Consider the following 14,251-nt stretch of genomic DNA (forward strand, 5'->3'; position numbering starts at 1 on the left):
AAACGGGATGTGCTGCCTTGAACATGGATTGGCGTTCACTGCTGGCCCGCCATATCTGTCTGCTCCTGGCTATTTGCCTTCCCCTGGGCTGGCTGACAGACGCTTATGGCGCCATGCTGGCTGCCGGCCTGTTCATCTATCTGATATGGATGTCCTACCACATCGTCCGTCTTCAGAAGTGGCTGGCCACGGCCGAAGAAGGGGTGGAACCCCCGGAGGCCAATGGCTTCTGGGGCGAGATCTTTGACAGTCTCTATTATGCCCAGCGCCGCGAACGTGAAAAGCGCCACGCCTTGGAAGCTGTGATCGAACGTGCCCAGGCCTCTACTGCGGCGCTGCGGGATGCCATTATCCTCATCGACCGCAACGGCAACCTGGAATGGTGGAACCGTGCCGCCGAACAGCTCCTGGGGCTGCGTCAGCCGCAGGATTATGGTCAGCCCATCGCCAACCTGGTCCGCCATCCCAAATTTTATGAATACTTCAACAAGGGTGACTATCAAGAGCCGCTGGAACTGGCCTCGCCCGTGAATGCCAATCAGCACCTTCACATTCTGATTACGCGCTTCGGTGAAGGTGATCGTCTCCTGCTCGTCCGGGACGTGAGCCGCCTTCATCAACTGGAACAGATGCGTAAGGATTTCGTTGCGAACGTCTCCCACGAGCTGCGTACGCCTTTGACCGTGATCGCTGGCTATCTGGAGACCTTGGTCGATAACGCCGCCGAAGATACCAATCCGCGCTGGCTGCGGGCCCTTGGCCAGATGCAGCAACAGGCCAGCCGCATGCAGCACCTGATTGATGACCTGCTGCTATTGGCCAAACTGGAAGCGACCGACTACCCTGCCGAAAACAAACCCGTCGCCGTAACACCACTTCTGCAAATCATCCAGCAGGATGCACGTGCGCTCTCAGGCCAGCGCGGCCACAAGATCACCCTGGATGCCGACGCGAGTCTGGCCCTGAAAGGCAGCGAAGCCGAGCTGCGCAGTGCCTTTTCGAATCTCGTTTTCAACGCTGTGAAGTACACGCCGGACGGTGGTCAGATCAGGATTCGCTGGTGGCAGGACGCCCATGGTGCCCAGATGTCGGTTTCCGATAGCGGGCCGGGCATCGAAGCGCGTCACCTACCCCGTCTGACAGAGCGCTTTTATCGGGTGGATGCCAGCAGAGCCTCCAGCACCGGCGGTACGGGCCTGGGGCTGGCCATCGTGAAACATGTCCTGATCCGCCATCATGGACACCTTGAAATCGAGAGCACTCCCGGCAAGGGCAGTGTTTTCACCTGTGTTTTCGAATCCTCCCAGACGGCCTCCATGACGGCCTCTGCAATAGCCGTACACCAACACTGATGAGCGAGACTTGAAAGTCGCTCGTCAGACCCCCATGCTAGGGCCAACTTTTATCACTTTGAACCCCTAATGGACCCTTCCCCTAGTTTCGATACCTCAGTACTTTTCGCTGACTTCGGTCTTGTTCTTTTTGCGCTGCTGCTGGTGCTGCTCAACGGCTTTTTCGTAGCCGCCGAGTTCGCCATGGTCAAGCTGCGCGCCACACGTGTAGAAGGTCTGGCTGAAAGCCATGGCTGGCGCGGCCGTATCCTGCGTACCGTGCATAGCCAGCTCGATGCCTATCTGTCCGCCTGCCAGTTGGGTATTACCCTGGCCTCCCTGGGTCTGGGCTGGGTGGGCGAGCCTGCCTTTGCCGAGCTGCTGGAGCCTCTGCTCCGCATGGCTGGAGTAGATACGCCCGAGCTTGTACATGGCATCGCGTTCTTTACAGCCTTCTTTATCATCTCCTATCTACACATCGTGGTCGGCGAGCTGGCGCCCAAGTCCTGGGCTATCCGCAAGCCGGATCTGCTATCGCTATGGACAGCCGTCCCGCTATACCTGTTCTACTGGCTGATGTATCCCGCCATCTGGCTGCTCAACGCCAGCGCAAACGCCATTCTGCGTATCGCCGGCCAGGGCTCGTCCAATGGCGATCACGAGCACCATTACAGCCGTGATGAGCTCAAGCTGATCCTGCACTCCAGCCGCGCGCTGGATCCTACTGACCAAGGCATGCGTGTGCTGGCGTCGGCGGTCGAGCTGGAAGAGCTGGAAGTAGTGGACTGGGCGAACTCACGTGAGGACCTCATCTACCTGGACCACACGGCCTCGCTGGAAGAGATCCTGACCATCATCCGTCGTCACAAGTACAGCCGCTACCCGGTTTACAACGAGGAAGAGAACGTATTCATCGGTGTCTTGCATATCAAGGACCTGTTGCTGGCAATCGCCGGACTGGATTCCCAGGCCGAGTCGTTCGAGTTGGACGAGTTGATCCACCCGCTTGAGCGTGTCTCCAAGCACATGCCGCTCAGCCGCCTGCTCGAGCAATTCCGCCAGGGCGGCGCGCATTTCGTGCTGGTCGAAGAGGCTGACCACAAGGTCGTAGGCTTCCTCACTATGGAAGACGTCCTGGAAGTGCTGGTCGGCGATATTCAGGACGAGCACCGCAAGGCCGAGCGTGGCGTGTTGGCCTATCAGCCCGGCAAGCTGCTCGTACGTGGCGATACCCCGCTGTTCAAGATCGAGCGCCTGTTGCACATCGACCTGGATCATGTCGAAGCGGACACCATGGCCGGTCTCGTCTATGACAGCTTGAAGCGCGTACCCGAAGAGGACGAGGTTCTGGAAGCCGAAGGCCTGCGCATCATCATCAAGAAGATGAAAGGTCCGAAGATCATTCTGGCCAAAGTCATCAAGCTGGGCGGCGAAGAAGATGCCCTACGGCATCATTGATCGATGCCTATAAAAAAAGGCCGGCATTGATGCCGGCCTTTTTCTTTTCATGCACGCTTAGACTTCGCCAAAGTAGGCGCGGTTGCGGCCTTCCTGTTTAGCATGGCTCAACGCCTTGAGCGCCGTGTTGATCAGACTCTTGTCACTGTCGTCCAGGGTCGGCACGATACTGGCGATGCCGGCGCTAACGCTGAAGCTGACGGTTGCACTGCCGTACTCCAGGCGCAGCATACTTGTTTCGGCGCAGATCCGATTGGCCAGCGCCACTGCATCAGCCTCGCCAGCGGCCGGCAGGACAAGCACGAACGTGTCATCCCGGAAGCGGGCGGCCATGTCGCCTGCGCGCTTAGTGTAGTTCTTCAGCAGACCGGCCAGCGCCCGCAGGCATTCATCGCCGAGCGGGCTGCCAAAGGCATCGTTGATTTCCTTGAAATGGTCAATGTCGATCACGACCAGCGACACAACCACCTGATTGCGCTTGGCGCGGTTGACCTCTTCGGTGAAGTGGCGATCGAAGCATGGACGGCTCAAGGCTCCGGTCAGGGTATCGATCGTACTCAGACGAATGACCTCGTCATTGGCTGCTCGTAATGCCTCATTGGCCCGCTCGAGCACATCCACCTGCGCCTCGATATGCTGTTGCAGCTCCTCATTACGCTTGTGCTGCCGCTCCAGTGTCTGCTGCTGAGCCTGCAAAGCCTGCTTATGCCGCTGCACCTGCTGATTGCTGGCCAAAAGGGCTTCCTTCTGTATGTTCAAACGCTCGGCGCCCTCATGGTCATGGCGGATATCCAGCGCAACGGACAGCAGCATGAACTCGAAGGCAAAGCCGATGATTTGCACATCCAGGATAAACGGTGACAGCGTGATCCAGTCCAGGATGGCCATGAGCATCAGTATCGTGCTCACCGCCAGTACGGACCAGGCAATGGCCAGGTACTTGGCCGACGGATTGCCCTTTCGCCACAACGACAGGGTCATGGCAATCCCCAGCAGGCAACTCACAAGACCTGCCGGCTCGATCATCAGGAAGCGGACCAGCATCGGCTCGATAGCAATCAATGCTGCTGCCAAGGCCCAATAACCGATCAACCCCAGGACGACCAGCCGCCATCCCCGGTAGCGATCCACATTGAGGAAGCGCCGGGCAAACACGATGGCCGTAAGAAAGCTCAAGCAGCCAAAGCCTACATAAGTTCGGATGGAAAACGCAGGCCACTCCGGCCACAGATAGCGCTGACCGATGCCGGTCAGGCTGAGTTCATAGCCCAGGATGCTGACCAGGTAGAGGCAATACCATAAATGATTGGGGTCGCGCTGCCGCCAGTACCGGCTACCGTTATAAACCAGCAGGGCCAGCATGAAGCCAAAGAAGAGCGTCAGCAGGGCGAGCGAAGTCTTCTCCTGCGCCTGGTAATGCTCCGGTGTCATCAGCCACATCGGAACCAGCATCGGCTCATAGGAGCGCAGGCGCAGGTAGACGAACGCCTTGTCACCTGCCGAAAGGGTTAGAGGAAAGACAAACGCCCGCTCCTTGAGGGAGCGTATGCTCATGGGCAAGCTATCCCCAGCGGTTTCGACCGGCCCCCATGACTCGCTGGACTGGGAGCGAACCCGCACATCGACCTGATTGAGAATGGGTGGCTGAATCACCAGGTAGCGCTGCTGAGCTCGATCGGTGGGGTTATGCACTTCGAAGCGTAGCCAGGCGCCGATCTGTTGCCGACCCAGATTGACCGTCTCATCCCCCAGTGACTGCCAGCGATCCTCAAGCCCTGCCGCCGCTGCCTGCTCAAAGGTCAGGGTAGCGGAAGCCTGCAGGTAGCTCACCGAGTGTAACGAGACCTTCTCCTGCGCGTCGTTCAGGATCACCGCCCGGGGCAATGGATCGAACAAGGTCTCAGCCTGCAGCGACGCGCTGAAGAACACGATCCAGAACAGCATTACCCCATACAGACGCATCAGTCATTCCTCGACCAGACCTGAGAATGCTCGGTTCATACGTTAAGAAAGCAAGGCTTTCTATGCAGCATTCCATCACTGCAAACAACCGAAAGCTTGCAATTACTGGGCGTTCCCAACAACCCGCCGCTCTCTAATGAGACAAGTATGGCGAGTCAGAACGACGCTAGAAAGAAATTTGAGAGGTAAACCGCAAAACAATCAAGCGTTACGGCCCACCCACAGCAAAATTAGGCAGGCTGTCGACCGGCTGGGCAAACCGGAATGGAATCGACTCCAACGCCAGTCCTGTGTTGCGCTGTACCACAAAATGCAGGTGCGGACCGGTGCTGTGACCCGTGTTGCCGGACAGCGCCAGCGGCGTACCGGTCACTACACGCTGCCCCTCCCGCACCTTGACTGAGCCCTGCATCAGGTGCAGGTACACACTCATGGTGCCGTCATCGTGCAGGACACGCACGAAATTGCCCGAAGGGTTGGCGCTACGGCCCTGCTGCTGACTATTTTCAACCTTGACCACTGTACCCGGACGCGAAGCAATGATAGGCGTACCTTCCGGCATCGCAATATCGATGGCGTAACGTCCTCTGGGCGTGTTGTGGCTAAATGCACCGTTTGCCCCCTGACTGATCCGGAACGGCCCTCCCACCCATGGCAGCGGATAGGCATAATCTCGCGCGCCCTGCCCTGGGTCGCCCATCGCATAGTTGAAGGTCGGCTTGTAATGAATCGCCACACCCTGCACCTCTTTTTTCAAGCGCATCAGGGTGGTGGTGCTGTTGGGTGGTAGAACGCGGCGGACCGAAGCCGACTCGTTGATACCAGCCACGTTCTTGAGCTGATCCAGACGAAGCTCGACCTGAACCGGCACCAGCAGGTCGTTACGAGCCTCGAAAACAGTCTCGTTGCCCAGTTTTTTCGTATTCAGCCGAACCTGACGCTCGATACGCTCGTTGGTATCGTCCTCAAAGACAAGTACCTTGGCGCCCTTGGTAACCTTGTCCGTATAGGTCACCACACCGTTGGCATCCGTGTATTTGTAGATGGGCGAAGCCCACGTCGCTGCCGCCAGCGTGAACGAGCCACATAGCAAAAAGAGACGTTTCAACATGCAGGTGCAGAACCAAGCGCTTTTCAGGCGGCGCAAGCCTATCAGTGGAACACGCTCCCGACGAGGCTTCACTCGTCGGGATGTGATGATCGGCATCGGCATGATGGAAGCTTACGCGCCGGGAACGTAGTGCTTTTGCGCCGTACCGCGGGCGATCAGGCGGGACAGGTATTCCAGCTTGGCCGGGTCCTTATCCACAAAGCGGAAGAACAGCTGCAACCATTCGCTGGAAGGCTTGGGCTCTAGGGCTGCAACGGAGTGCAGATAGCCGTTGAGGCGGGCAATCTCCTGCACCTCCTCACCCTGCTCCAGATCCAGTACAGCGTTATCCAGCACCTGAGGCAGGATATCGCCCCGCTTAACGATCAGAACGGCTTCCTTGAGGCTCAGGGCCTTGATTACACAAGCCATGCCAGCATTGGCCAAGCGCAGCTGACCTTGACCGAAATTAACTTTTCCGCCACCAGAAGAGCGCGCCGCGGCTTGGCCCGGCTGGCTATTGGTCAATGCACTCAACGAATCGTTGGCAAAAGCTGATGCTGCACGCTGGGGGCCACGAGCCACGAGCGCTTCCAGCTTGCCGACGCGACTCAAAGCCTTTTTGACCTTAGTGATCAGTTGCTCATTGGTGAACGGCTTGCCGATAAAGTCGGAAACACCCGCCTGAATGGCCTGCATGACGTTGTCCTTGTCGCCACGGCTAGTCACCATGATGAAAGGCGTTTTCTGATGAGCCGGCTCGCTTCTGCACCATGTCAGCAGCTCAAGACCCGACATTTCCGGCATCTCCCAATCGCACAGGATCAGATCGAAAGACTGCTTGCTCAACATTGTCTGAGCCTTGCGTCCGTCCGCTGCATCCTCCATTTCGATACCCGGAAGTTGGCTACGTAGCCCTTTCTTGATCAAGTCGCGGATAAATGGTGCGTCATCCACAATCAGTACAGATACCTTACCCATCGATTACTCCATGAAGCCCCGAACGCAGCTTCATGGATCGCTGAACGCCACGTCGGGAAAGCAAGCTTACTCGCAGCCCAAAAGCGTAGCTGAGAACATGGCCGCCTTCCTGTCGGGGGCCATGGCATCAGTCACGCGGTTTGTTGACTTCCTCTGCCATCCGGGTCAGTCCCAGGTGGCGTACATCCGTTCCACGGACCAGGTAGATCACCAGCTCCGCAATATTGCGGGCGTGATCGCCAATGCGCTCCAGCGAACGCAGCGCCCAAATGACGCTGAGTACGCGAGAAATTGCCCGCGGGTCTTCCATCATGTAGGTCGCCAGTTCGCGGATCGCCGTCTTGTATTCACGGTCGACGATCTTGTCGTGCTGGGCGACGGAGAGGGCCAGCTCAGCATCGAAGCGCGCGAACGCATCCAGTGCCTCCTGAACCATCTTGCGTACCTGTTCGCCAATATGGCGCACTTCCACGTAGCCACGCGGGGCTTCACCGTCTTCACAGAGTTCGATGGCACGACGTGCAATCTTCGAGGACTCATCGCCGATCCGCTCAAGGTCGATCACCGACTTGGAAATGCTGATGATCAGACGCAGGTCCGACGCTGCCGGCTGCCGACGCGCCAGGATGCGCAGGCATTCTTCGTCGATGTTGCGCTCCATCATGTCGATCTGATCATCGATTTCCCGCACCTGCTGCGCCAGACCGGAGTCGGCGTTGATCAGGGCACTTACGGCATCACTGACCTGCTTCTCGACCAACCCACCCATCGCCAGCAGATGGCTACGGACTTCTTCGAGTTCGGTGTTGAACTGCTGCGATATGTGGTGGTTGAGGCTTTCTTTGCTGATCATGGCGTTGTCGTCCTGTAAAGAATGGAGCCAACCCCCTCGGGCGGCGCTCCCTGGAACAGACCGCATCAACTACGTGGCACTGCTTCCTATAAAGCTGTGATTGCCACTGTATCGTCAGACTGCCCGGTTTATTTAGATTCCTTTCTGAAAAGATGCTGAGCGGTAACACCACCTGAAGCCATGCGCAGCGCCCGATTGGGTTATCGGCAAAAACGCGCTTGGGTATAGCGGCAGTGATTGACTTCCTGGTCAGCAACACCTTTCAGTGGGAAACCCGATAGTTAAATAGACATAAGGTAGGCTATAGAGTGTGACGGTTTCATTACCCGTAACGCCCTGTAATGTAATCTTCGGTCTGTTTCTTGGTCGGGTTGGTGAACACGGTGTCGGTATCGCCATACTCGATTAGCTTGCCCATATACATGAAAGCCGTGTAATCGGATACACGAGCGGCCTGCTGCATGTTGTGCGTCACGATGACAATGGTGTATCGCGTCTTCAGCTCATAGATCAGCTCCTCGATCTTGAGCGAGGAGATCGGATCCAGGGCGGAGCTGGGTTCGTCGAGTAGCAGCACTTCCGGCTGCACAGCGATGGTTCGGGCAATCACCAGACGCTGCTGCTGCCCGCCGGAGAGGCCCAGTGCCGACTCATGCAGGCGATCCTTGACCTCCTCCCAGAGTGCAGCCCCCTTGAGCGCCCACTCCACGGCCTCGTCAAGCATGCGCTTTTTCTTGATGCCCTGAATGCGCAGGCCATAAACCACATTTTCATAGATGCTTTTGGGAAACGGGTTGGGCTTCTGGAATACCATGCCGACCCGGCGCCGCAGCTCGGCCACGTCGGTCCCCTTGGCAAAGATATTCTGTCCGTCCAGGCGAATCTCGCCATTGATCCGGCAGCCATCGACCAGATCGTTCATCCGGTTGAAACAACGCAGCAGCGTGGACTTGCCGCAGCCCGAAGGCCCGATAAAAGATGTGACACGCTGTTTGGGAATGTTCAGGTTGATGTCGAACAGCGCCTGCTTCTGTCCATAGAACAGGTTCAGACCGGGTACTTCCAGGGCCACGGGCTCGGCCGCCGGGTCAAGCCCTTGCCGCTCACGCCTACCAACATTGAGCCCAAACCTCGGCCGTTGCATTTCACGCATGGATGACTCCATTGGGCCTCTCGGCCGCGTTGGGGCGCCACGGTATGCCGAGCGCCCGGATTCGTTTAGTTGTCCATCGCCCGATACTTCTCCCGCAGGCGATTACGGATCGCCACCGCCGAGAGATTGAGCGCAGCAATCACCAGGACCAACAGCAACGCCGTGGCATAAACCAGCGGCCGGGCCGCTTCGACGTTCGGGCTCTGAAAGCCGACATCGAAGATATGAAAGCCCAGGTGCATGATCTTTTGATCCAGATGCAGATAGGGGTAATTCAGATTCACGGACAGTGTTGGCGCAAGCTTTACCACGCCCACCAGCATCAGCGGCGCCACTTCGCCCGCTGCGCGCGCAATCGCCAGGATCAGCCCTGTCATCATGGCCGGGCTGGCCATCGGCAGCACGACGCGCCACAGGGTTTCAGCCTGAGTCGCACCCAGCGCCAACGACCCTTCGCGTACGCTTCTTGGAATTCGGGCCAGTCCTTCCTCGGTCGCTACGATCACCACCGGTACAGCCAGAATAGCCAGGGTCAGGGAGGCCCACAGCAGGCCGGGTGTCCCAAAGGTCGGAGCCGGCAGCGACGCGCGAAAGAACAGTTGATCAATCGAACCGCCCAGCACGTAGACAAAAAAACCCAACCCAAATACGCCATAGACGATGGCTGGAACACCGGCGAGGTTGTTGACGGCAATACGGATCAGGCGCGTCATCAGTCCCTGCTTGGCATATTCGCGTAGATACACAGCAGCAATCACCCCAAAGGGCGTCACGATCACAGCCATGATCAAGGTCATCATCACCGTTCCGAAAATAGCTGGGAACACCCCGCCTTCGGTATTGGCCTCGCGTGGATCGGAAGACAGAAACTCCCATAATTTGGCGAAATAGAAGCCCAGCTTCTGAAGGCTGCTCATGGCGTTGGGCTGGTAGGCGTGGACGACGTTACCCAGGCGAATCTCGGTTTCCTGCCCGGAGGCATCCCGCACCGTGAGGCTGTCGCGTTCGAACTCCTGGCGCAATGCGTTCAGCTGTGTCTCGAGGTCATGGTAGCGGGCATCCAGCTCGCTGCGCTCGGCAGCCAGATCCGCCTGGGCAGCCGCGTCAAGCCGATCGTCCAGCTCAAGGCTACGCATCTGGAGCCGGAGACGCTCGATATTGTGGTTGACACCACCAATCTCGACCTTCTCGATACGGCTGATCCGGCTGGCCAGCGAATCGATGCGCTTGAGACGTTCACGCATCGCCGGCAGAGCCGCATCCCCTTCCGCAACGACCCTGCCCGCCTCCTTGACGTTGACCAGATAACCGTAGAAGTTGCCCCATTCGCGGCGCTCCAGCGCAATAGCATCCTTAGGGGATTTCTGTTCCTGAAGCCAATCACCTACGACCCAGACGAAATCACTGCCGTACAGCTCCCGGTTGCCCAGCTTGACGAGCTCCCGGGTCATGAGGGTCGATCCTTCCGCCTCGACAGGCAGTCCGGCGCTCTTGAGTCGCTCCCGAGGTACCTCTTCGGTTTGGACAACCTCACCCATGATCATGCGGGGCGTCTCGCCGGGTACGGCATAACGCGCCTCGATCACATCAGACGGCCAGAAATGGGCCAGACCGCGTACGGCGATGATGGCGATCAAACCAATGGTCATGATCACAGCAATGGCCACGGCGCCCCCGCTCAACCAGATGCCCGGCGCACCGCTTTTGAACCACTGCTTCAGGGAGTCCTGCTTCACGGAGTTCTTCACTTATCAGTTCCAGCCCCTTCCAGGGTGCTACAGCCGCCAGGGCAGCGCTTACAACGAGGCATATTTCTTACGCAGTCGATGACGGATCATTTCCGCCAGCGTGTTCATCACGAAGGTGAAGGAAAGCAGCACCAGTGCCGCCAGGAACAATACGCGGTAATGCGTGCCGCCAACCTCCGACTCCGGCATTTCCACCGCCACGTTGGCCGCCAGGGTCCGCATACCTTCGAAGATATTGGCATCCATGATGGGGGTGTTACCGGTAGCCATCAGTACGATCATGGTCTCGCCCACGGCACGCCCCAGACCGATCATCAAGGCTGAGAAAATGCCTGGGCTGGCCGTCAGGATCACGACCCGGGTCAGGGTCTGCCACGGCGTTGCGCCCAGCGCCAGCGAACCGTAAGTCAAGCTGCGCGGCACGCTGAAAATGGCGTCTTCGGCAATGGAAAAGATATTCGGGATGATGGCAAACCCCATCGCCAGGCCTACGATCAAGGCGTTGCGCTGGTCATAGGTAATGTGGTGCTCATGCAGCCACAAACGCATATCACCATTGAACCACCAGGTTTCCAGATGAGGGCTCATGCTCAGCGCAAACCAGCCTGTAAGCAGCACCACAGGAATAAGCAGCAGGCTTTCCCAGCCGTCGGGCAGGCGAAAGCGAATGGATTCAGGCAGACGCGACCACACAAGCCCTGCCAGGACAATGCCGATCGGTACCAGCAGGATCAGGCTGAAAATTCCCGGCAGATGGCCCTCTACATAAGGAGCCAGGAACAGACCGGCGAAAAAGCCCAGAATTACGGTAGGCAGCGCTTCCATCAGTTCAATGACCGGCTTGACCTTGCGGCGCATGCGCGGCGCCATGAAATACGCGGTGTAGACCGCGGCAGCAATAGCCAGCGGGGCCGCCAGCAGCATGGCGTAGAACGCGGCCTTGAGCGTACCAAAGGTCAGTGGTGCCAAGCTCAGCTTGGGCTCGAAGTCATTGCTTGCCGAGGTGGATTGCCAGACATAGGACGGCTTTTCGTAGTTTTCGTACCAGACCTTGCCCCACAGGGCTGACCAGGAAATTTCCGGGTGTGGATTGTCCAGCGCGAAATTCATGAGCTGGCTGTCACGCTCAAGCAGGACATGGTTGGCCCGCGGCGAGAGCGCCAGCCGGCCGTTGCCGTCAGCGATCTTCTCGGCCAGCACCGTACGCCCGGCGGTGCTGTGGAAAACGCCCAGGTTGCCCTTTTCATCCAGTGCGATGAATCCCTTGCGCCGCTGCTCGGCCACGATCTGCGTGATCGGCGCGTCCTTGAGATGGAAAGTGCGAATGTGCTGAAGCTGGGGTTCGCCGTCCTTGCCACGTGCCATGAACCATTGGCTGATACCTCCCTTGGCATCGCCTACGAGCAGCGAAATCCCGCCAAGCAACTGCGCCGTCACGGTAACCTGGTTATGCGCATCATCGATCAGTCTGTAATGACCATTAAGGGTGCGGTCGCGCAGATCAAAAACATCTGCTGCCGAGCGCCCATTAATCACATACAGCCATTGACCCCGAGGGTCCAGATGCAACGCCTGCACCGTTTGTGAGAGGCGAGGCAAGTCGATTCGCTGCTGCTCAAGGGTGGTTTCGCCCGTCAGCATGTCTTCCGTACGGGTCAGCTTGAACACCAATAGTTCGGATGCATTGGACGCGGCCAGGGTCAACTCGCCTTCGCCTGCCGTCAGGCTCAGATGCTCCAGGGCGCGCCCCTCAGGATCGACCACGACCGGTGCCGGCCCGTAGGGATAATCGACCTGAGGCACGATGACCCGCTTGTTTTCAGGATAAGTCGACTTATAGATGTGTCGGACCAGCAGTGCCCGCCCATTGGAGAGCCCTAGTGCCAGCACCGGCTTAACCAAGTCCTGGGCAACCGAAACCACCTGGGTACCCGAGGGAATTGGCAAAGCCTGCCGACTCAGCTCCGTACCATCCTTGACCCTGAAAAAGACCAGATCGCCCGCCGGGGTGACCTGCATGCCGACTTCGTTCTGTTCCTCCACGCTAAGTACAAGTGGCGCTCCGGCCTGTTGTAGCCAGGCAGGTGTCTGTACGGCCTCGGCTGTCAGCGTAGCCCCTTTGAAGAGCGGCAGGACCACATAGGCCAGGTAGAAGAAGATCAGAGTGATCGCCGCCAGCACGGCCAACCCACCGACCAGCACGTACCACCGCGTGAAACGATCCATGCTGGCTCGCCAGCGGCGCTTGCGACGCATCGCAGGCGTATCGAAATCGATGCGTGCAGGGGATCGGGTTTGGTTCATGAATAGGAAGCCTGGTCCTTCGTCGCGCAGAGCCTAAAGACGAGATATGACAATCAGATGACAGTAATAAGACACGCCAATGCCCACCCGTGCAGAACACGGGCGGGCAACTGTAAAAGAAGCCGGGCTCAGAAGCCCAGATCTTTCCTGGCTTTTTCGGCAACCTTGGCTGGAATCGGAATATAACCGTCCTTCACGACTGCCTCTTGCCCTGCCTTGGACAGCACCATCTTCAGGAACTCGCTCTCCATCGGACTTAGGGGCTTGTTGGGTGCCTTGTTCACATAGATATAAAGGAAGCGGGACAGTGGATAACTACCATTCAGGGCATTCTGCTCAGTGTCTTCCACATACTTATCCGATCCTTTTTTAGCCAACGGTACGGTTCGCACGCTGGATGTCTTGTACCCGATACCGGAATAACCGACGCCGTTGAGCGACTGGCTAATGGATTGCACGACCGAAGCGGAGCCCGGCTGCTCATTCACGTTTGGCTTGAAGTCGCCCTTGCACAGCGCTTCTTCCTTGAAATATCCGTACGTGCCGGATACCGAATTTCGGCCAAACAACTGAATAGGCCGGTTGGCCCACTCGCCCGTCATGCCCAGGTCACCCCAGGTTCTGATGTCCTGTTTGCCACCGCAAAGTAGTGTGGATGAAAAGATGGCATCCACCTGTTCGATAGTCAGCCCCTTGATGGGGTTGTCTTTGTGGACAAACAGCGCCAGCGCATCCACTGCCACCGGGACCGCAGTCGGTCGGTAGCCATATTTCTGCTCGAACGCCTGAACCTCAGAATCCTTCATCCTGCGACTCATTGGTCCCAGGTTGGAAGTACCCTCGGTCAGGGCTGGAGGGGCCGTCGAGGAACCGGCCGCCTGCACTTGAATGTTTACACTGGGATAATTGCGCTTGTAGGTCTCGGCCCACAGAGTCATAAGGTTCGCGAGAGTATCCGAACCGACACTGGACAGGTTACCCGATACCCCACTGGCCTTCTGGTAATCCGGAAGCGCCGGGTCGATGGCCGCTACAGCAGTCGTTGCGCTGAGTCCCACAGCGGCAAACGTCATGGCGGCCATCAGCCTTTTGAATCTCATACCACATTCCTTGCAAGAATGATTGGGTGGCGCCCATTAGCGATAAGTGGGCATTGAGCCACTATATGACCAAAATATGAACATATTGTGACGCCACCCAAGCCCATGGGCCGTCGCGTCCATCCTATTAGGTGCACAGTGCACCATCGTAGCGCCTGCCTGCTGCGCTCAGGCGCCTGTACAGCACAGATTCTTCCCTCAGTTTCTAGCCGATCAGGCCACTTTCAGCGTGTTGACACCCTCCGGCGCGAACCTTGCTTGCCTAGCTATC

10 protein-coding genes are annotated in these 14,251 nt (G+C 58.0%); 2 read left to right on the forward strand and 8 right to left on the reverse strand.

All coding sequences use genetic code 11. The features are described from left to right. Window positions 1-17: 17 nt before the first annotated feature. Entirely contained in the window at window positions 18-1,352 is a 1,335-nt protein-coding gene (gene phoR / locus HMPREF1487_RS08680) for a phosphate regulon sensor histidine kinase PhoR (protein WP_037029852.1), read from the forward strand. Between the two features lie 69 nt (window positions 1,353-1,421). Beyond that, a complete protein-coding gene (locus HMPREF1487_RS08685) occupies window positions 1,422-2,789 on the forward strand; it encodes a hemolysin family protein (protein ID WP_010796256.1) in 1,368 nt (455 codons plus the stop codon). A 57-nt stretch (window positions 2,790-2,846) separates the two neighbouring features. Here the strand turns inward: HMPREF1487_RS08685 and HMPREF1487_RS08690 are convergent, their stop codons facing one another. From HMPREF1487_RS08690 to HMPREF1487_RS08725, 8 genes are all read right to left on the reverse strand, one after another. Next, window positions 2,847-4,751, reverse strand: coding sequence for a sensor domain-containing diguanylate cyclase (locus HMPREF1487_RS08690; RefSeq protein ID WP_010796257.1), 1,905 nt, complete (start codon window positions 4,749-4,751; stop codon window positions 2,847-2,849). 208 nt (window positions 4,752-4,959) lie between these two features. Beyond that, a complete protein-coding gene (locus HMPREF1487_RS08695; RefSeq protein ID WP_037029854.1) occupies window positions 4,960-5,862 on the reverse strand; it encodes a peptidoglycan DD-metalloendopeptidase family protein in 903 nt (300 codons plus the stop codon). A gap of 111 nt (window positions 5,863-5,973) precedes the next feature. Continuing rightward, window positions 5,974-6,822 carry a response regulator gene (locus HMPREF1487_RS08700; RefSeq protein ID WP_010796259.1) on the reverse strand — a complete coding sequence of 283 codons (849 nt, stop codon included), beginning with the start codon at window positions 6,820-6,822 and terminating at the stop codon, window positions 5,974-5,976. Window positions 6,823-6,949: 127 nt separating this feature from the next. Beyond that, window positions 6,950-7,675, reverse strand: a complete 726-nt coding sequence (gene phoU / locus HMPREF1487_RS08705) for a phosphate signaling complex protein PhoU (RefSeq protein ID WP_010796260.1) — start codon at window positions 7,673-7,675, stop codon at window positions 6,950-6,952. 322 nt (window positions 7,676-7,997) lie between these two features. Further along, window positions 7,998-8,819 (reverse strand): phosphate ABC transporter ATP-binding protein PstB, encoded by an 822-nt coding sequence (gene pstB, locus HMPREF1487_RS08710; RefSeq protein WP_037030598.1) that lies wholly within the window; start codon window positions 8,817-8,819, stop codon window positions 7,998-8,000. Between the two features lie 74 nt (window positions 8,820-8,893). Continuing rightward, on the reverse strand, window positions 8,894-10,564 hold the full coding sequence (gene pstA, locus HMPREF1487_RS08715; protein WP_037030599.1) for a phosphate ABC transporter permease PstA: 1,671 nt from the start codon (window positions 10,562-10,564) through the stop codon (window positions 8,894-8,896). A gap of 60 nt (window positions 10,565-10,624) precedes the next feature. After that, window positions 10,625-12,880, reverse strand: a complete 2,256-nt coding sequence (locus tag HMPREF1487_RS08720; protein ID WP_010796263.1) for an ABC transporter permease subunit — start codon at window positions 12,878-12,880, stop codon at window positions 10,625-10,627. A gap of 128 nt (window positions 12,881-13,008) precedes the next feature. Then, window positions 13,009-13,980 (reverse strand): phosphate ABC transporter substrate-binding protein PstS, encoded by a 972-nt coding sequence (locus HMPREF1487_RS08725; RefSeq protein ID WP_010796264.1) that lies wholly within the window; start codon window positions 13,978-13,980, stop codon window positions 13,009-13,011. Window positions 13,981-14,251: the final 271 nt, after the last annotated feature.

The organism is Pseudomonas sp. HPB0071, assembly GCF_000478505.2.
GTDB classification, from domain to species: Bacteria; Pseudomonadota; Gammaproteobacteria; order Pseudomonadales; family Pseudomonadaceae; genus Chryseomonas; species Chryseomonas luteola.